At 41.5% G+C, this 19,638-nt stretch carries 17 protein-coding genes; 2 read left to right on the top strand and 15 right to left on the bottom strand.

Annotation, left to right across the window (positions count from 1 at the left end; all coding sequences use genetic code 11):
* Positions 1 to 999 carry a GTPase ObgE gene (obgE, locus tag CGC57_RS08160; protein ID WP_095898745.1) on the top strand — a complete coding sequence of 333 codons (999 nt, stop codon included), beginning with the start codon at positions 1 to 3 and terminating at the stop codon, positions 997 to 999.
* Positions 1,000 to 1,052: 53 nt separating this feature from the next.
* On the opposite strand, the gene CGC57_RS08155 is transcribed toward obgE, so the two are convergent.
* The 4 genes from CGC57_RS08155 to CGC57_RS08140 form a co-directional block, all read right to left on the bottom strand.
* A complete protein-coding gene (locus tag CGC57_RS08155) occupies positions 1,053 to 2,939 on the bottom strand; it encodes an amidophosphoribosyltransferase (protein ID WP_095898744.1) in 1,887 nt (628 codons plus the stop codon).
* 2 nt (positions 2,940 to 2,941) lie between these two features.
* The gene (locus tag CGC57_RS08150) at positions 2,942 to 3,886 is read right to left on the bottom strand and encodes a mevalonate kinase family protein (RefSeq protein WP_095898743.1); all 945 of its coding nucleotides are present in this window, start codon (positions 3,884 to 3,886) and stop codon (positions 2,942 to 2,944) included.
* A gap of 137 nt (positions 3,887 to 4,023) precedes the next feature.
* Entirely contained in the window at positions 4,024 to 4,314 is a 291-nt protein-coding gene (locus tag CGC57_RS08145; RefSeq protein WP_095898742.1) for a type II toxin-antitoxin system RelE/ParE family toxin, read from the bottom strand.
* Positions 4,286 to 4,528: a toxin-antitoxin system, antitoxin component gene (locus CGC57_RS08140; RefSeq protein ID WP_095898741.1), complete on the bottom strand. Its 243-nt coding sequence runs from the start codon at positions 4,526 to 4,528 to the stop codon at positions 4,286 to 4,288. The genes CGC57_RS08145 and CGC57_RS08140 overlap by 29 nt, the downstream gene beginning before the upstream one ends.
* Before the next feature lie 138 nt (positions 4,529 to 4,666).
* On the opposite strand from CGC57_RS08140, the gene CGC57_RS08135 reads away from it, so the two are divergent.
* On the top strand, positions 4,667 to 5,461 hold the full coding sequence (locus CGC57_RS08135; RefSeq protein WP_095898740.1) for a S24 family peptidase: 795 nt from the start codon (positions 4,667 to 4,669) through the stop codon (positions 5,459 to 5,461).
* A 63-nt stretch (positions 5,462 to 5,524) separates the two neighbouring features.
* Here the strand turns inward: CGC57_RS08135 and CGC57_RS08130 are convergent, their stop codons facing one another.
* The 11 genes from CGC57_RS08130 to uvrB all read right to left on the bottom strand — a co-directional run bounded on the left by CGC57_RS08130 (position 5,525) and on the right by uvrB (position 19,604).
* Positions 5,525 to 7,639: a family 65 glycosyl hydrolase domain-containing protein gene (locus CGC57_RS08130; RefSeq protein WP_095898739.1), complete on the bottom strand. Its 2,115-nt coding sequence runs from the start codon at positions 7,637 to 7,639 to the stop codon at positions 5,525 to 5,527.
* A 125-nt stretch (positions 7,640 to 7,764) separates the two neighbouring features.
* A complete protein-coding gene (locus tag CGC57_RS08125) occupies positions 7,765 to 9,102 on the bottom strand; it encodes a NupC/NupG family nucleoside CNT transporter (protein ID WP_095898738.1) in 1,338 nt (445 codons plus the stop codon).
* Positions 9,103 to 9,114: 12 nt separating this feature from the next.
* The gene (locus CGC57_RS08120; RefSeq protein WP_095898737.1) at positions 9,115 to 9,723 is read right to left on the bottom strand and encodes a bifunctional nuclease family protein; all 609 of its coding nucleotides are present in this window, start codon (positions 9,721 to 9,723) and stop codon (positions 9,115 to 9,117) included.
* A gap of 147 nt (positions 9,724 to 9,870) precedes the next feature.
* Positions 9,871 to 10,317, bottom strand: coding sequence for a copper resistance protein NlpE (locus CGC57_RS08115; protein ID WP_095898736.1), 447 nt, complete (start codon positions 10,315 to 10,317; stop codon positions 9,871 to 9,873).
* A gap of 21 nt (positions 10,318 to 10,338) precedes the next feature.
* A complete protein-coding gene (locus tag CGC57_RS08110; RefSeq protein WP_095898735.1) occupies positions 10,339 to 11,793 on the bottom strand; it encodes a sensor histidine kinase in 1,455 nt (484 codons plus the stop codon).
* 19 nt (positions 11,794 to 11,812) lie between these two features.
* Positions 11,813 to 12,160 (bottom strand): SPOR domain-containing protein, encoded by a 348-nt coding sequence (locus CGC57_RS08105; RefSeq protein ID WP_095898734.1) that lies wholly within the window; start codon positions 12,158 to 12,160, stop codon positions 11,813 to 11,815.
* 18 nt (positions 12,161 to 12,178) lie between these two features.
* The gene (pyrR, locus tag CGC57_RS08100; RefSeq protein WP_095898733.1) at positions 12,179 to 12,721 is read right to left on the bottom strand and encodes a bifunctional pyr operon transcriptional regulator/uracil phosphoribosyltransferase PyrR; all 543 of its coding nucleotides are present in this window, start codon (positions 12,719 to 12,721) and stop codon (positions 12,179 to 12,181) included.
* A gap of 9 nt (positions 12,722 to 12,730) precedes the next feature.
* Positions 12,731 to 15,202: an O-antigen ligase family protein gene (locus tag CGC57_RS08095; protein WP_095898732.1), complete on the bottom strand. Its 2,472-nt coding sequence runs from the start codon at positions 15,200 to 15,202 to the stop codon at positions 12,731 to 12,733.
* Positions 15,203 to 15,296: 94 nt separating this feature from the next.
* Complete coding sequence (gene recF / locus CGC57_RS08090) at positions 15,297 to 16,379, bottom strand: DNA replication/repair protein RecF (RefSeq protein ID WP_095898731.1); 1,083 nt, start codon at positions 16,377 to 16,379, stop codon at positions 15,297 to 15,299.
* A gap of 134 nt (positions 16,380 to 16,513) precedes the next feature.
* Positions 16,514 to 17,422, bottom strand: coding sequence for a peptidoglycan-binding LysM (locus tag CGC57_RS08085; protein WP_095898730.1), 909 nt, complete (start codon positions 17,420 to 17,422; stop codon positions 16,514 to 16,516).
* A 184-nt stretch (positions 17,423 to 17,606) separates the two neighbouring features.
* Positions 17,607 to 19,604: an excinuclease ABC subunit UvrB gene (gene uvrB, locus CGC57_RS08080; RefSeq protein WP_095898729.1), complete on the bottom strand. Its 1,998-nt coding sequence runs from the start codon at positions 19,602 to 19,604 to the stop codon at positions 17,607 to 17,609.
* Positions 19,605 to 19,638: the final 34 nt, after the last annotated feature.

Raw genomic sequence — 19,638 nt, 5'->3', positions numbered from 1 at the left:
ATGACCGAAGGCAATTTCACCGACTACGTAAAGATATACGCCGCCTCTGGCAAAGGAGGCGCAGGTTCTATGCACCTACACCGCGAAAAATTTGTACCCAAAGGAGGTCCTGATGGGGGCGATGGCGGTCGTGGAGGACACATTATCTTGCGTGGCAACAAACACCTCTGGACACTTATACACTTCAAGTTCCAACAGCACTTCCGCGCCGAACACGGTGAAGCAGGAGGTGCCAATCGCAGTTTTGGTGCCGACGGTAAAGATATCACTTTAGAAGTCCCCTTAGGAACCATTGTTAAAGATGCTGAAACCGAAGAGGTGCTCTTTGAAATTACTGAAGACGGGCAAGAAATCATCGCACTCCGCGGTGGCAAAGGGGGATTAGGCAACTGGCATTTCCGCACAGCTACCAATCAAACCCCACGCTATGCCCAACCAGGTCTCCCTGGTGAAGAACGCGAGTTGCTTTTAGAGTTAAAAGTATTAGCCGATGTAGGCTTTGTAGGCTTCCCTAATGCAGGCAAATCTACACTGTTATCAGTAATAACTTCTGCTAAGCCCAAAATAGGTGATTATCCATTCACAACGTTAAAACCCAACTTGGGTATTGTGCAAAACCGCGATTATCAATCGTTTGTAGTAGCCGATATCCCTGGGATTATAGAGGGCGCTGCCGAGGGCAAAGGTTTAGGGCATTACTTCTTGCGACATATAGAGCGCAACTCGGTATTGCTATTCCTCATCCCTGCTGATAGTAAGGATATCATAGCCGAATACCACATCCTGCTCAACGAACTCAAAGAATACAACCCTGAACTATTAGATAAAGACCGCCTCATAGCCATTTCAAAAGCAGATATGCTCGATGACGAACTCACCGAAGCCATTCGTCAAGAAGTAGCCGCAGGATTAGGCGATACACCTTTTTTGTTCATCTCATCGGTAGCAGGCAAAGGCATCCAGCAACTCAAAGACAAACTCTGGGAAATGATACAATAAATAAAAAAGTCAGCTTAAAAGCTGACTTTTTTATTATAACATCTTTCATAAAGTTAATAAGCGCGTTCTTTATTGCCTTCATAGAAATTGATAAAGGCGCGATTTACAACGCGATTACCGCCATCGGTGGGATAATCACCGGTGAAATACCAATCTCCGAGGTTTTCGGGGCAGGCTTTATGCAAACTGTCTACTGTTTGGAATATCACTTCCACTTCTAAGGTGAAATCCTTTGGCAAAAGCAAATCTCTTATTTTATCCGAAATTTCTTCATCGGTGAAAGGATCATACACTTCTTTTACATAATTCACTACCTTGTCATCACTTAGTACTACTTGGGTGAGACACTTTTCATATACTTCTTTTATGATGTGATACGTACCGCGTTCTTTATGCAAAGCTAAAGCCGCTTGAAAGGCTACCAAATCTTCTAAACGCGCCATATCAATACCATAACAATCGGGATAGCGGATTTGAGGAGCTGAAGAAACTATTATTATCTTCTTAGGCTCTAAACGCCCTAATATACTAAGAATACTCTTCTTGAGGGTTGTTCCGCGCACGATACTATCGTCTATAATCACCAAATTATCGCCTTTTTGTACTGAGCCATAGGTAATATCGTATACGTGTGCCACGAGGTCGTCGCGACTGCTGTCTTCGGTGATGAAAGTGCGCAGTTTCACATCTTTGATAGCCACCTTTTCGGTGCGTACTTTTTGAGAGAGAATTGTGGGAATTTCGGATTTTTCGGCTACTGCCAACTGTTTGGCTTTCTGCTCATTGAGGTACTGTTCTGCTTCTTCTATAAGTCCTAAGTAAGAGGTTTCGGCAGTGTTAGGGATATAGGCAAAAACTGTATCTTTTAGATTGTGATCTATAGCTTGAGCGACACGAGGGAAGAGCAATTTGCCTAACTTTTTGCGTTCGCGGTAGATATCGCGATCGCTGCCACGAGAAAAGTAGATACGTTCAAACGAACAGGCTTTGCGTACCTTGGGGGTGAGAATTTCCTTGATAGCTGTCTCTCCGCTTTTTTTAATGATAATCGCATTACCAGGGGGGAGTTCGCGTATATTCTCGTATTTTACATTGAAAACGGTTTGTATAGCAGGGCGTTCGGAGGCTACTACCACCACTTCTTCATCTTGATAGTAGAAAGCAGGACGTATACCTGCAGGGTCGCGTAGCACAAAAGCATCTCCGTTGCCTATCATTCCTTCCATTGCATAACCACCATCCCAATATTTGGCAGCGCGTTTGAGGATGCGCTCTATGTTTAGTCGTTCGGCGATGAAAGGAGAGGCTTCTTGTTTGGTATAACCTTCTTCTTTGAGTTTGCGATAGAGTTCTTCTACTTCATCATCTAAAAAATGACCTATACCTTCCATTACAATGACAGTATCGGTCTTGTCTTTAGGGTGTTGCCCGAGGCGTACGAGGTTTTGGAAGAGCTCGTTTACATTGGTCATATTGAAGTTGCCCGCCATAATGAGATTGCGGTACATCCAATTGTTTTCACGCAAGAAAGGGTGCACATTCTCAATGCTATTTTTGCCAAAAGTGCCATAGCGCACGTGTCCCATAATCACTTCGCCTATGTAAGGGAGTTCTCGTTTTTGGAGGGTTACATCGTCTTTCAAAGAAGGATTAGCTTTGAACCCCTCGTTGATGCGCTGGTTGATGCGAGTGAAGATGTCTTGCACGGGTTGCGCCTCGTTGGAGCGTATCCTACTGATGTAGCGTTCACCAGGTTGCATATCGAGTTTGATACTCGCAAGTCCTGCTCCATCTTGTCCGCGGTTGTGTTGTTTTTCGAGCATCAGGTACATTTTATTGATGCCATAGAAGGCTGTACCGTATTTTTCTTTGTAAAAATCAAGAGGTTTGAGCAGGCGGATTAGAGCAATCCCGCACTCGTGTTTGATTGTATCACTCATTATTAAAATTGATATACTACTTCTAATTTATGGTTGCCGAGAGCGCGTTTGGCTTTCTCTAAGTCTTCAGTAAATCCTAAGATATAACCTCCGCCTCCCGATCCGCAGAGTTTTAGGAAATAATCACCCGTATCGATGCCCTGTTTCCAAAGGGTGTGAAACTCTTTAGGTATCATCGGTTTGAAGTGATTGAGCACAATACCCGATAGGCTTTTGATATTGGCAAAAAGCGATTTGAAGCGCCCTTTGAGAAAATCGTCTATACAAGCATCGGTATATTTGATAAATTCCTCTTTGAGCATTTTTTGGAAGGCTTCATTCTTCATATTCTCCATAAAGATACGCACCATAGGGGCAGTTTCGCCTATCACACCACTATCGAGCAAAAAAACAGCGCCTTTGCCATTAGGAGTTTGGGAGGGAATGCCAGTAGGCTCGATATGGTCGTGTGAATTGATGAGTATGGGCAAGCTGAGATAACTATTGAGGGGATCTAAGCCAGAGGAAGTGCCGTGGAAGAAGGATTCCATACGTCCGAAAATTGCTTTGAGTTGCAGTAGTTTTTCACGAGAAAGATTGTCCATCGCACTGATAGGATCGATAGCGTATTCGCTGTAAATGGCAGCTACCAAAGCCCCGCTACTCCCTACTCCATAGCCTTGCGGAATACTGCTATCAAAGTACATACCGGCAGCGATATCGGCGTTGAGTTTTTCTATATTAAAGCGGACGATAGGATTTTCTTCTTCGGTAAGCGTTTGCAGGTAAGAAGCAAATTCGCGAAGTGCCTCGTTTGATTTTTTGGCAGTAGCTTCTTTACCATCCTGCACATCGGATAGCATTTTTAGAGTCCCTTTATAGAAGTTATAAGGGATAGCAAGTCCTTTAGAGTTTTTGATAATGCCATACTCACCAAAGAGGAGTATTTTAGAATAAAAAGGTTTCATTTTTCAGTGAAAAGGGAATAGAGAAAAGTGAAAAGTTGTTATAGTATTTAAAGAGAGTGCAAAGATATATATTTTTAGGATATATTGGTTGTTTTTGAGGGAGAAAAGTTTTTGTAATATAGGTTAGCTTCCTTATTTTACAAAGGTTTTTGAGAGCTACTGCGGAAATGAATTATATAAATAGTCTTATTTTCTTCATCTACTTGATAATACAAGACAAACCTACTTTTGAAAAAGACTCTCTTATACGCCTCTACAGCTTCTACATAATTAGCTAAAAAATAAGGAGACACAGTTATTTCCTCTATTAATTTGGTAGTTTCTACATCAATTTTTTTAGAATAAGAATCAGACATATTGTGAATTGTCCAATACATTAGAGTTTGTTTCAATTCAATTTTAGCTTCTTCTGTCCAAAAAACTTTCATAATATGCTCTTACTTCTTTAAAAACCTCTTCATTACTATACACTCTTCCGTGTTTTATATCTTCACGAGAGCGTTCAATGGCACGGATATCTTCTTCTGTAATGTCAAAAGGGTCTTCAGGTTCAGCTACTTCAATACCCATATTAGCTAAGGCTTTTACTGCCAATTGATATTGCTGAAAGTCTAACTGATTTTTTAATACAATAGTGTTCATTGGTGTTGTCTTTATGTTTTGAACCGCAAAGGTACAAATAATTTGCTAATTTCCAAATTTGCTAATTTGCTAATTTCCTCCTATCTTTGCCGTGATTTTAGAGAATTTCTTTAAAGTTGTTTATCTTTCTCACTGATTATGAATGTAAAAGAACGTATCAAAAAATTTATAGACCACGAGGGACTCTCTATTTCGGCTTTTGAAAAGACGATAGAGGTCTCTAACGGCTATGTGAATAGTATTTCCAAAAATATAGGGATTGACAAGCTGAATGTGATTGTAGAGAAATATCCTCAGCTGAGTTTGGAATGGCTGATTACGGGCAAAGGTGAGATGCTAAAACCCACACTACCAACAACTAAAACCAACAAACTACTGATGCCCAAAGTGGTGGTGGTAGATGATAAAGACAACGAGCGGATTCCGTTAGTGCCTATACGCGCACAAGCGGGTTACCTCACTGGTTACGACGATATTACCTTTATTGAATCACTACCTACTTACAGTTTGCCAAATATGACTAACGGCACTTATAGGATGTTTCAGGTAAAAGGACTCTCGATGTACCCTACCCTGCAAGATAGCAGCTATGTGGTGGGGCGCTTTGTAGATGATTGGCTCGCACTGAGCAGCAATAGGGTGTGCGTGGTAGTAACTCAAAACGATGGGATTATCGTAAAACGCGTTACTAATACCCTTGAAAAATACGGGACTCTTTATTGTAGATCCGACAATCGGGATTTTCCACATCTATCGGTAGCGGCAGAGGATATCAAAGAGATTTGGGAATGCAAGATGCATCTTTCGTTTGAGTTTCTCGACCCTGTTACCAACTACCAAAAAATAGCCTCGTTAGAAGCCGATGTAGCGCACCTGAAAGAAGAAGTACAACAACTGCGGATTATTGATATTCAAGGTAAAGCCAGCGAGTGAGCATAGTTGGGTATGTGAGTACAATTTGTATGGGCGTTTGCAAAACGCCCATACATAAAATGATTACAGTTTTATCTCTTTGGTTTCTCCTTGAAAAATCACTTTAAAGGAAAGACTTTTCCAATGTTTGGGCAGGCGGGGAGTAAAGTGTAATTCGCCATTCTTTACACGCATACCGGCAAATCCTTCTACAATGCTGAGCCAAGTACCTGCCATTGAGGTGATGTGTAAGCCTTCGTGAACTTCTTTATTGTAGTCGTCTAAATCGAGGCGGGCGGTGCGGAGGTAGAGGGTGTAAGCCTCATCAATCTTGCCTAAGGCAGAAGCTAATACACTGTGTACACAAGGTGATAAAGAGGACTCGTGTACTGTGAAAGGTTCATAAAACTCGTAGTGTTTTTGGAGTTCTTTTTTGGTAAAATGGTCTTCAAAGAAATAGAAACCTTGCAGCGTGTCGGCTTGCTTGATATAAGGTGAACGGAGGATTCTATCCCACGACCAATGTTGGTTGAGCGGGCGCTCCCCAGCAGGAATAGCACTCACAGGTTTGAGGTCTTTATCGAGGAAGCCGTCTTGTTGCAAATATACTCCATACTTTTCGCTATAAGGGAAATAGATATTTTGGGCTATGTGTAGCCATTGTTGTGTTTCTTCTTTTGTAATATCTTCTTTTTGGAATGTTGTTACCTGCTCGGCAGCATAACGCAAACACCAAGAGGCGAGGTAATTTGTATAAAAATTGTTGTTTATATTATTTTCGTACTCATTAGGGCCTGTAACGCCTAAGATTACATATTTTTGTTTTTCTGCCGAAAAAGAGACCCTTTGAGCCCAAAAACGCGCTATGGCAATAAGCACTTCTATTCCATAGTCTTTGATATAGGACTCATCGCCAGTATAGCGGGTATAGTTGTAGATTGCAAAAGCAATTGCCCCATTGCGGTGGATTTCTTCAAAGGTGATTTCCCACTCGTTATGGCATTCTTCGCCATTCATTGTTACCATAGGATAGAGCGCTGCGCCACCTGTAAAACCGAGTTTTTGGGCGTTTTCAATCGCTTTATCCAACTGGTTGTAGCGGTACATCAGTAGGTTGCGAGCTACTTCAGCACCTTTGGTAGCCATATAGAAAGGCAGACAATAGGCTTCGGTGTCCCAATAGGTGCTACCGCCATACTTTTCGCCCGTAAAACCCTTAGGACCTATATTGAGGTGAGCGTATTTGCCAGAATAGGTTTGGTTGAGTTGGAAGATATTAAAACGGATGCTTTGTTGGGCTTTTTCATCACCTTCAATCACAATATCCGAGGTTTCCCAAATAGTAGCCCAGTCTTCTCGTTGATTTTCTAAAAGACTATCAAAAAGAGCAATAGACTTTGACAAAGTTGAGCAATCATTACTTCTACTATAGCCTCCGTATTTTTCAATGCAGAAAGTTTGGTTTTGCTTCACTTTTACTTCATATTGCAACCCTATATAATTCTCTTTTTTATTTTCTTTAGGAGAAATATTTAGTGCTTTATTATCTATAAAAAGTTGATTTTGCATAAAAGTATGCACTTTAAACCCTGTTTTTTTAGTTTTGGCAAGTATCGTTGCAAAGTTATCTTCTGAAGAAATTTCCAAAGTATTCCAAAAACGTTCATCCCAATTGGCATCACTGTTTTTGATACCACTGTCTAAGTAACTTTCTATTTCTATAGTAACCTCGGTGGTGAGGGGGGTGATTTCGTAGCGCAGAGCACCGAGTTCATCGTAGCGCAAGGAGAGGAAACGCAAGACTTTCACTTGTATTTCTTGCTGATTGGGGAGTATAGCAGTGAATGAACGCTCATACCAACCTTCTTTCATATTGAGTTGGCGGCGGAAGTTTTTCACTTCGAGGCAGGTGTTCAAATCTAATAATTCCCCGTTGATTTTGATGTGTAAGCCTATCCAACAGGGAGCGTTTAGCACTTTGGCAAAGTACTCGGGATAGCCGTTTTTCCACCAACCTACTCGGGTTTTATCGGGGTAATAGACCCCACCGATATAACTGCCTTGCAGGGTATCGCCTGTGTAATCTTCTTCAAAATTAGCACGCATTCCCATAGCCCCATTGCCGAGGCTAAAAATACTTTCGTGTTTGGTAATATCGGCTTTATTAAAGCCCTCGATGATGATGTTCCAAGTGTTCATTTTTTTTAGGTTTCAGGTGTCAGGGGGTAGGTTTCAGGGGATAGGGTTTTTGGAGAATTGAAATTGTAAAAAACAAATGTGCCAATTAGCTTATTGACTAATTGACACATTGACTATTTTTCTAATTATCCTATAATCATTCCGGCGATGGTGGCTGACATTAGGGAGGCTAACGAACCGCCTAGTACTGCTTTGAGTCCGAATTCTGAAAGAGTTTTGCGTTGGTTAGGAGCTAAAGCGCCTATACCGCCTATCTGGATACCTATAGAGGCAAAATTGGCAAAACCACAAAGCATATAGGTAGCTATCATTATTGATTTGTTGTACATCAAGTGTGGCTGACTCGCCATATCTTTGAGGATACCTAATTGAGTGTAGGCTACGAACTCTGAAGAAGCGAGTTTTACCCCGAGCAATTGCCCCATTAGCATCACATCTTCTTTGGCAATCCCGATGAGCCACATCACAGGGGAGAAAATTGTACCGAGAATCATCTCAAGCGAAAGCCCTTCTTTATAAGGCGTATTGGCAGCGATAAAGCCATTGAGGTCGCCCATATAGCCCATCCAGTGGAGAATATAGTTGATCATCGCAATCATCGCAACGAATACGAGGAGCATAGCAGCTACGTTGGCAGCAAGTTTGAGTCCTTCGGTAGTACCATTGGCGATAGCATCGAGTACATTAGAACCTACATTTTCCATTGATACGTGAGAATCGTTAGAGAATTGTTCGGTTTGTGGACAGAGGATTTTGGAAACTACAATAGCTCCAGGAGCAGCCATTACTGAGGCGGCTAACAAGTGACGAGCGAAGAGCAAGCGCATTTCGGGGTCATCACCGCCGAGATATTGTATATAAGCCGCCATTACCCCACCGGCTACAGTAGCCATACCACCTATCATCACGAGGAGGATTTCGGAGCGGGTCATTTTAGAGAGGTAAGCCTTAATCATCAAAGGGGCTTCGGTTTGACCGAGGAAGATATTACCTGTAACCGAAAGGCTTTCGGCTCCTGAAATATTGAGAAGTTTAGAGAGTGCCCACGCCATTCCGCGAACTACTATTTGGATAACTCCTAAGTAGAACAAGAGAGAGGTGAGCGCTGAAAAGAAAATAATAGTAGGTAGTACTTGGAATACGAATATATACCCAAAAGTACTGGTATCAAGCAGGTTACCCAATAGAAACTGGCTACCAGCTTTGGTGAAATCTAATATCAACACGAACACACTACCAGCGAAATCAAAAGCTTTTTGAATGAAGCCTACTTTGAGGATACCTATAGCGAGCAGTAGTTGTATACTTAAACCAATACCTACAGTGCGCCAATTGATAGCACGGCGGTTGCTGCTAAAGAGAAATGCTATGAGGAGAATCACTACCATTCCTAACACCCCACGTCCAAAGCTTTCCATTGTAAATCCTTCGCTGGGGATTACTTTCATAATTGTTTCTTCCATCTATTATTGTTTTTAAAAGGTATTATCACGTTTTGAAATTTCGTCTCTCACTTGAGCAGCCATTTCGTAATCCTCATTTTCCACACATTCACCGAGCATTTTCTTAAGTTCGCTAAGCGAATATTTGGAGTAACGATTGCGAGTAGCATCATCGGTAACATTATCTAAGGAGGGACTCACAGGTTGTTTTTTGCTATCTTCGTTAGGCAAAGGGATGTAGATGCCAGCGCGTTCTACAATTTCCTTATAGGTGTAAATAGGTGCGTTGAAACGTAATGCGATAGCAATAGCATCGCTGGTACGAGCATCGATAGTGCGTTCTTTGCCGTTTTGCACACAGAGCATATTAGAATAAAAAATACCCTCCTCTAATTTGTAAATCACTACTCTTCTCACTTGAATACTGAAAGTATCAGCTAAGTTTTTGAAGAGGTCGTGCGTGAGGGGGCGTGGGGGGATAATGTTCTTTTCTAACTCTAAGGCAATAGCCTGCGCCTCGAAGGTACCAATAACTATAGGCAACTTCAAATCGGACTCTAATTCGTGCATTATCAGCACAAAAGCATCGTTTTGAGAGTGATTATATGATATTCTTTTTATAAAGAGGCGTACTAAATCCATTAGTAGGGTTAAGTAAGAACTTTTTAATTAGGGGGTAAAGGTAAGCTAAAAAAAGGAAACCACAAAGATTTTGGCTGATTATTTAAAAAAATATACAAAAAAGGCTATGCAATTTTATTGCACAGCCTTTTTTAGTGTGGTTTTGTTTTACATTTGTTTAGTGAGTGTGTATTCTTTCACCATTTGAGGTTCTTTACCATCTTCACCTACTTGTACGATATTATCGCCTTTGGTAATATAGAAAGATTTGTGATTATCAGCTTTAGAAACGAGTGTAAAACCTTTATCAGTGCGTTCTACTTTACCTTCTTCTTTAGATTCGAAGTTTTTGCTTGCGCAATTTTCTTGTTTTACATAGGTGTCATCGGCATAAAGGTGAATAACAGTAGCCATTCCGCCGCAATCGGCAGCAGGAAGCGTTCCTACATAAGTAGCCAACAATTGAGGAGTTACCACTTCCTCTACTTTTTTAGCAGCGTCTTCCATCATAGTGGTGGTTTCACTTACTACAGTGTTAGCTGTTTGTGAAGGATTGTTTTGGCAGGAGGCGAGCAAAAGCACAGCAGCTCCTAGTGTAAAGATGTGTTTTTTCATAAAAATATAATGTTTAATACGTTACTTATTCAAAAAATGTACCAATGTTATAACAAATTCACTGCCTTTGCCTACTTGAGAGGTAAAAGAAATGCTACCATTGTACGAGAGCACAATATTCTTTACCATTGCTAAGCCTAAGCCACTACCACTGGTTTTTGTAGTGAATTTGGGTTCAAATATTTTTTCTTTATCGGCATCGGCGATACCTATACCGTTATCTTTGACAGTGAGGATAATATCTTTCTCTTTTTTAGTAAGCGTTACTTCTATTGCGGGGAAAGGTTCATTTTCAGTAGCTTGTAGCGCATTTTTCACCAAATTGGTAACTACACGCCCTAATTGGTCTTTATCAAACACCGCAACAATCTCATCGTGAGAGTGGGTGAAGTGAATTTCATCGGTGTTGAAAATATCCAAAGTACGCTTGACAACAGACACAAAATCAAATTCCTCATCGTTTTTAGCCGGCATATTCGTAAGTGCGGAGAAAGCCGTTGAAATATTGCTGAGGATATCAATTTGCTGGATAAGTGATTCGCAAAACTCATTAGTTTGTTCGGTTGTTTGGGGTTCGCGGCTCGCTTTACGCTGGTAACTCTGCACCGAAAGGCGCATAGGGGTCAGCGGGTTTTTGATTTCGTGCGCTACTTGTTTTGCCATATCGCGCCACGCTTGTTCGCGTTCCGATTGTGCCAAGAGCGCTTTGCTATTTTCAATCTCGTCAATCATTCCGTTATAGGCATTTACCAATTCGGTAATTTCGGCAGGTGCCGATTTGAGGAGGATTTTTTCATTCTGCGATAGCAAGCGCGTTTTCTCTAATCGGTTTTCGATAGTTTTAAGCGATTTGGTGATATACTTAGAAATAAAGTAAGCCACCGTGAGCGCTACCACCAAGAGTGAGAAATAGACAATTGCCAAATTGTAGAGTGAGCCTTCTAAAGCGCGCTCGTTGAAGGTATCGTTCTCAAAATAAGGAATATTGAGGATAGCGATAGGCTTGAACTGCAAATCGGTGATGTAGCTATAGGAAGTTTGATAGCCACGCCCTGCAAACTCGTGATGCTCTACCAAGCGTTTATTGAGGGTTGCTGAGAGCTGATGTAGTACTGCAGGTGGAATGAAAAACGCATCTTGATCGGGAGAGAGAGAGGCTTTAGAGCTTTTGAGCAGCACTCCATCGAGGTCATAGAGGGCAAAGTTCAAGTTTTGGATATTGGCAATGCTATAGATATCCTCTCGGAAAATAAGGGGAATATAAGGAGTTTCGACAGGGAAAGTGGTTTGCGAAAACACATATTGTATTTGCATTTTTATTTGGTTTTCCTTATCGACAAGACGTTCGTCGTGATATTCCAACGCTTGTTTTTTGTATTGGCTGACCATCACTAAGGCTAAGATAGCAAAAGACACCAGTACGAGGAGGGTCATACTGAGGAATATCTGAAAGCGAAGGCTGTTTTTCTTAAACATAGCGTTCCCCTATTAGAGATTATTTTAAGCCAACCACGAAAGCAGCAGGATAGGATTTTTTAATCTCTATCAAGTTTTTTTCAGCTTCTAAACGTGTGCGGAAACTACCGATACGCACTTTGTAATTAGGAGACTCGAAAGTGAGCAAGGCGGGATATTGTTTGTATTTATTTTTAGCATCGAGTAAGGCTTTGTTAGCCTCGGTGATGTTACCGTTGTAGATTTGTACTTGGAAAGCACTTTCACTGCGAGCTATTTCCTTTTTGTACTCCATAATATCGGCGATATTGCTCTCTTGGTTGATAGTTACTTGTGCATAAGTAGCTCCGGTGAGCAATAAAGCAGCGGTGATAAATATATTTTTCATCTTTGTTTAAAAAAAGTTTTACTTATTAATTACTTGAACGGAATTGTTGTTCCAATTCACGATTACACGTTCGTTGTTGATAGCATCTACCTGCTTACCGCTGTAATCGGGCTGGATAGGCAGGTGGCGGCTAAAACGTCTGTCGATGAGTACTAAGAGTTCTATTTCGGAAGGGCGACCAAAACTTTGTATAGCACTGAGTGCCGCACGGATGCTCCTACCGGTATAGAGCACATCGTCAATGAATACCACTCGCTTGTTTTCCACAATGAAATCGATAGCGGTAGAGTTGGCCTCTAAAGGTTTGCCCGTACGGCGGAAATCGTCACGGAAGAAAGTAATATCCAACAGTCCTAAAGAAATATTAGGCACGTGGTATTCCTCGGTAAGGAGCTTTACCAAACGCTGGGCTAAGTGAGTGCCGCGAGGCTGTATACCGATGAAAACTGTATCGGAAAAATCGTTGTGGGTTTCAATCAGTTCACAAGCAAGGCGATGGAGCATCACTTGGAGTTCCTTATCACTGATAATTTGCTTAGTATAAGTGTTGTCGACAGTCATTATACGTGTTTAAAAGGTAAGTGTATTCAAATTTTTCTGTGCATCGGCATTACCTTCGGCGGCAGCCTTTTGGAAAAAGGCTTTGGCGTTAGCTCTGTCACCCAACATATAGTAACAAGAGGCGCGATAGTTGTTTAACACAGGATCTATTGGAATACCAAGTTGTTCCATTTGGGCAATATCGTTGATAGCACGTTGATACTGCTGAGTGTTGTAGTAGCTAATAGCGCGGTATTTAAGTCCGTCGATATGAGCGGGTACTTTTTCTAAGAATTTAGTAAATACAGGGATAGCCTCGGCATATCGTTGTTGCAAATAGAGTTGCATAGCCTCGCTGTAGAGGGGAGCAAATTGTTCTACTTGCATACGTGAAATAATTTTGTTGCGATTGTTGATGATTTCCTGATTGGTAGGCAAATACACAAAAGCGGTATCTAACACGGCACGTGCTTCGGCAATTTGGTTATTTTTCTCCAATAGGTATGCCAAAGAGTTCCAAGCTTGTACTTCTCCGCGATTCGCCAAACGACCATCTCTATCCACATCAACGTGGAAGATGCTTTTCAAACGTTTTCTCCACTTAGGTTCTTCTTTTTGTACGCTATCTTTTTCTAAACTCAAATACTGTTTGAGCAATTTGATAGATTCTTGTTCTTTACCGAGATTGTTCAGTGCAAAAGTTTCCAAGTTCAAACTACCATAGAAATTAGGTTTGATCATTCGGGCTTTGTGAGCGTATTTGTAGATACTATCTAATTTCTTTTCGGGTTCCATAAAGTAGGAAACAGCCATAAAATACTCAGGGCGAGCATCGTAAGGATGATAGTGAATAGAGGAAAGGATTTTGCGAGCTTCATCAAATTTTTGTTCATCAATGAGGTAGCGCGCTTTTTCCACATCTACAGGTTCGGCAACAGCGGTGAGGTTAGGGATGCGAGGGTAGTTGCGTATGAGGTAATCGGCAGGAGATTTAGGAGAGCGTACCCCTTGTTGTTCTTCTTTTACCATACGTTGGATTTTAGAGGAATCGAAGTACATTCTTTCAACAATCACTCCTAATACCATAGCCACTACAGCTACAGCTCCTATAAAACCTATAGCAAGCATAGGAAGTTTGCGTTCTTTGCTGTTTTTTCCAAAGTACAATACAGCTAAACCAACCGCTATCCCTACATAGATACCAAAGAGCGCTTGAATTTCGGGGCGGTCTTGAGGGAAGTTGAAGAAAGCATCAAACGAATAGGCAAAAAGCCCAAAAAGCGGCAAGAAAAACCACTGTTCTTGTTCAGAATTTTTATTTTTATATGTGCCTTTGATAAAATAGAAAGCCGCTAATAGGAAGATAGCCACAAACGCCAAACCTCCTAAAATACCCACTTCGGCAGTGAGTTCTAAGAAGTCGTTGTGGTTTTTATACATATAGATATAATGCGGACTATAAGAGTTTTCATACTGCAAGAAGCGCACTTTCCAGTTACCAATACCCACACCGAGTAGAGGGTCGTTAGGAATCATATCGGTAGCAGTGATTACCCAAGCGGTTTTACGCAAGTTGTTACTAGCATTTTCTTGGTTAGCCACCTCAGCCAAACGCGCACCGAAACTAGTGCTTTGTCGTACTTCTTGAGGATATAGATAATTCTGTACAAAAGAGAAAATACCGAAAGCAATAACTACTAATCCTACGTGTATCAGTACTTTTACTCCTGTTTCGCGACGTTTGAGGATGAAAAAATCGATTGCCCCATAGATCACAAAAATCACCACAGTGAGGATTGTAGCCAAATAGAAGGTACGGGTACTCATAAAGAAGACCGCCAAAGTACCTAAAGTAAGTCCGACAGCTCCAATGAGACGCAAATAGTTTTCTCGGCGGAAGTAGAACAGCCATACTGCAAAAGGAATCTTGATAAATATAGCTGAAGCTAAGATGTTTTTATTAGAATATGAACCTTTGATAGCCAAATCGGTAGCGGTACCTCTGATGACCCCTTTGATACCGTCCATTGCTACTAAGAAGTCATAGCAAAGCAAAATTGTCATTGCTAAGGCTAAGACAACAATTCCTTCTTTGTAGTAAATCACCAAAGCGGAGACCATCCAAGCGGCAGAGAAAGCGGTGAATATTTTGAAGAAATGGAGTATAGCTTCTTCAGTATTGATAGCCTTGGAAAAAGAGAGCAGTGCCATCACCATTATGAGGCTATAGGCAATCCCTATTTTATTGGTAAAGAAGCCAAAGAGCACCTGAGTGCGTTCTCTAAATTCTTTGACAAAAAACACGAGAGCAACCACTACTAAGTTGAGGATTGCAAAGGTGTAGAATTTGGTAGCGTTAGAGTCAAACGCCATCCAGTTAGGGGTGATTACCGTTACATAGCCATAGGCTATGAGCAAGAAGGTTGCTAACCATTTGATAGAGGTGTCTTGGGGTTGTGCTGCAACGGCAGCAGTAGAGGTTTTCTTGTTATTGGGTTTCATATTCAATTAACAATTAACAATTTATAATTAACAATTGTGATATTTCTTATATTAAGCTTGTTTTTTAGAGAGCGTTTGCAAAACGCCCCTACTTTTAGGTTACTTGAATCAGTTCATAGGCTAAGCCGGTGCTTTTTACCACTGCTTCAGTACGTTGTGAGTGGGTATCGGTGATGAATAGCTGTCCGAAATGTTTTTGAGTTACTAACTGCACTAATTGGGTTACACGAGTGTCATCGAGTTTATCGAATATATCGTCTAAAAGCACTATGGGGGTAATCCCTAATTCTTGTTGCAAAATTTTGAACTGCGAGAGCTTTAGGGCTATCAAAAACGACTTCTGCTGCCCTTGGCTACCGTATTTTTTCATCGGGAAACCTTCAATTTCAAAGAGCAAATCGTCTTTATGAATACCGCTTGTGGTGTATTGCGCACTGCGATCACGCTCGGCATTTTCGCGAAGTAGTGTTGCTAAATCGCTCTGGTGTAACTGACTTTCGTACTGCAAATTCACGCGTTCCTTCCCTCCTGATATATAGGCGTATTGCTCGCTAAAAACAGGCAAAAACTCTTCCATAAAAGCGCGTCGTTTTTCGTAGAGATGTTGCCCTAAGGGGGCTAATTGCTCGTCGTAAATACTGAGAGTTTCTACAGAAAATACTCCGTTTTCAGCCATTTGCTTTAGCAGGGTGTTGCGTTGCAAGAGGATGCGATTGTAACGCAAGAGCAGTTCTAAGTAAGCTCTATCGGTTTGTGAGATGACACTATCTAAAAACTTACGGCGGGTTTCACTACCTTCTACTATCAAGTCGCGATCGGAGGGGGAGATGATTACCATAGGATATTTACCTATATGGTCGGCAAGGCGTTCGTAAGCTTTACCATTGTGTTTCATCACTTTTTTTTGTCCTTTTTTGAGGCTACAGACAATCTGTTCTTCGCGGGTTTCGTGCTGAAACTGCCCCTCAATGAGGTAGAACTCCTCACCGTGGCGCACATTCTGCACGGCACTTGTGGTGAAGTAGCTCTTTGCCATTCCTAAGTGATAAATAGCATCGAGGAGATTGGTTTTCCCTACGCCGTTATCACCTACAAAACAGTTGATAGTAGGGCTAAAGGCATACGCTTGTGAGGGTATGTTCTTGTAATTGACGACGGATATTTGTTTTAAAAACATCATTTGCAACGGCAAAGATACAAAACAATTGATAATTAACAATTAATAGCCAACAAAAAACTTTGCCAAAGGTGTGAGCCACACGGGCTATCATCTTTGGCAAAGTGTATTTTCTAATTGAGGTTTAGATGTTTTTAGTAGGTGTATTCAGTAGTTTGGACAAGTGTTTCACCAGCAGTTTTGTCTTCAGGAACTGAATAAACTTTGATTTGGATAGGATAATCACCATCATACTGAATGTCGTAACGATGTACAGTTTTAGTAACTTTTGTTGAATTAGCAAGTTCAGTAGCTGTTACTGTTTTTTTGGTGATATTGTTAGGAGTAAGGAGTGATACAAAATGGTCTGGAGTAGTTTGTACTCTAAAGCTAACGTATTCAGGATTAATTTTAGTATCATACTCATAAACTATTTCATAGCTATGTGTAGCATCTCTGTACTCATCTTTCACTACATTACCATTAGCTCCTAAAGTATAAACATGCCATTCGTTTACATCATCTCCTTTTTTAGCTTTATCTACTGAATAAGAAGTTTTAGTAACTCTCACCACATTAGCGCTAGGATACTCAAAAGAAGTAGTAATATAATTCCCATCACCATTACTAGCAGGTTTTTCTACTTTTTTACTCAATTTACCATTGGCATACTCGTAATTCTTAATTGTATAAGGAAGTGTAACAAAAACCCTTTCTTCTTTTTCTAACTTTCCATTAGCATTGTACGAAAAGTTACTAAGATACCAAAGACTTGGCTCATCAGTAGGGTCTACTTTAGAAATCAAGCGGTTGTTACTGTCATAATTATACTCGTGGGTTTCTACTCTTCCATTAGTAGAAGAACCTTGATAAGTAGTAATTGTTTCTTTTTTGGGGCGAGTCGCATCTTGTAGTTCAAAGGTGCGCTCTACGCGAGTAGTACCTGTAATCTGAGTGATTTTTTTAGGGAATTTACCACTTGTGTGGTCATCTTCCTTGTCATCACTTTTGCTGCAAGCTACAATAGCTGCTGTTGCTATTAAGGCTAAGATTGTCTTTTTCATTGTACAATTGGTTTTTAATTAATGCGGCAAATATACAAAACAATTTATAATCAGCAATTTTTTTAACATTTTAATTCAGGGAAATCTCAAAAAATCTTGGAGAGGCTCAGAGAGCATCAGAGAAAAAAATCTTTATTTATAGAGGTTGTTATCAACTTTGGCAAAGGTGCGAGTTGCTAATTCCCTAATTTGCTAAATCCTGCAATCTTTTTAGTTCATCACGGTATTGAGCAGCTTTTACAAAATCCAGCTCTTTGGCAGCGGTTTCCATCAATTTACGGGTTTCTTTGATTTTCTTTTCCAACTCCTTAGCCGATAAATAGACTGATTGCGCTTCGGCTGCTGTGCGCTCTTTAAACGAAGGATCGTAGTGAAATTCGGTTATAGGGCTCTTGCTGAGGCTATTCTCTATTTTCTTATGCAAAGGCTGAGGAGTGATGCCGTGCGCTTTGTTGTAGTTCATTTGCTTTTCGCGGCGGTAATTGGTATCATCAATGGTGCGCTGCATACTATCGGTAATCTTATCGGCGTACATTATCGCCTTGCCATTTACGTTGCGGGCAGCCCTTCCTACGGTTTGAGTGAGCGAACGTGTGGAACGCAAAAAGCCTTCTTTATCGGCATCGAGGATAGCCACGAGCGACACTTCGGGCAGGTCTAAGCCCTCACGGAGGAGGTTTACCCCTATGAGCACATCAAAGAGTCCCTTGCGGAGGTCTTGCATAATCTCTACGCGCTCTAATGTATCCACATCGCTGTGAATGTAACGACATCTAACGCCAATGCGAGTGAGGTATTTGGTAAGTTCTTCTGCCATTCGCTTGGTGAGGGTGGTTACCAATATACGCTCGTCTTTCTCGGTGCGCAGTTGTATTTCTTCTACTAAATCATCTATCTGGTTGGCACTGGGGCGTACTTCTATTTCGGGGTCAAGCAAGCCAGTGGGGCGTATCACCTGCTCTACGTACACACCTTGTGTTTGCTGGAGTTCATAGTCGGCAGGGGTAGCACTCACGTAAATCACTTGGTTTTGTAGTGCTTCAAACTCTTCAAATTTCAGCGGACGGTTGTCCATTGCAGCGGGTAAGCGGAAACCATATTCCACGAGATTCTCCTTGCGACTGCGGTCGCCCCCATACATCGCGTGTACTTGTGAGACGGTTACGTGACTCTCGTCAATCACCATCAAGAAATCATCGGGGAAGTAATCTATGAGGCAAAACGGACGTGTGCCAGGTTCTCTACCATCTAAATAGCGGGAGTAGTTCTCAATACCCGAACAATAGCCCAATTCGCGTATCATCTCAAGGTCGAACTCAGTGCGTTCTTTCAGCCGTTTGGCTTCTAAGGCTTTGCCTGATGCCTCGAAGAACTCTACTTGCTTCATCAAATCTTGCTGGATATTCCATATCGCTTTTTGGAGAATATCGGGGGAGGTAACGAACATATTCGCAGGGTAGATATTGAGGCTCTCGTAGTGGTCTAACACCTGATTAGTAGTAGGGTCAAACTGTTCTATTTCTTCAATTTCATCGCCAAAGAAGTGAATGCGGAAAGCGTTGTCGTCATAGCCAGGGAAGACATCGAGCACATCGCCTTTGATGCGGAAATTGCCGTGCCTAAAATCGGCAGTTGTGCGGGCATAGAGACTTTGTACTAATCTGTGCATCAGCTTGGTACGAGGGAGTACGTCGCCTTGTTTGATTGTAATCACATTCTTTTGGAATTCCACAGGGTTACCAATCCCATACAAACACGACACCGATGCCACAACCAGCACATCACGCCTGCCCGACAACAGAGCAGAGGTAGTGCTAAGGCGCAGTTTTTCAATTTCATCATTGATAGAGAGGTCTTTTTCTATATAAGTGCCGGTGGAAGGGATATATGCTTCCGGCTGATAGTAGTCGTAGTAAGAAACGAAGTATTCCACCGCGTTATTGGGAAAGAAGGCTTTAAACTCTGAATACAACTGAGCCGCCAGCGTTTTGTTATGTGCCAGCACAAGGGTAGGACGCTGAATGCGTTCCACCACATTGGCGATAGTAAAAGTTTTTCCAGAGCCCGTAACGCCTAACAACACTTGGTACTTATCGTCGCGCTCAATGCCTTTTACTAACTGGTCAATAGCCTGAGGTTGGTCGCCCGTAGGGGCAAAATCGGAAACTATATTGAATTTCATTTTATTTAGGTAAGAAATAAGAGGTAAAATGAGG

The organism is Capnocytophaga sputigena (assembly GCF_002302495.1).
Classification (GTDB): domain Bacteria; phylum Bacteroidota; class Bacteroidia; order Flavobacteriales; family Flavobacteriaceae; genus Capnocytophaga; species Capnocytophaga sputigena.
The sequence above is the reverse complement of the archived record's forward strand: the minus strand, read 5'-3'. Positions and strand labels throughout refer to the sequence as shown.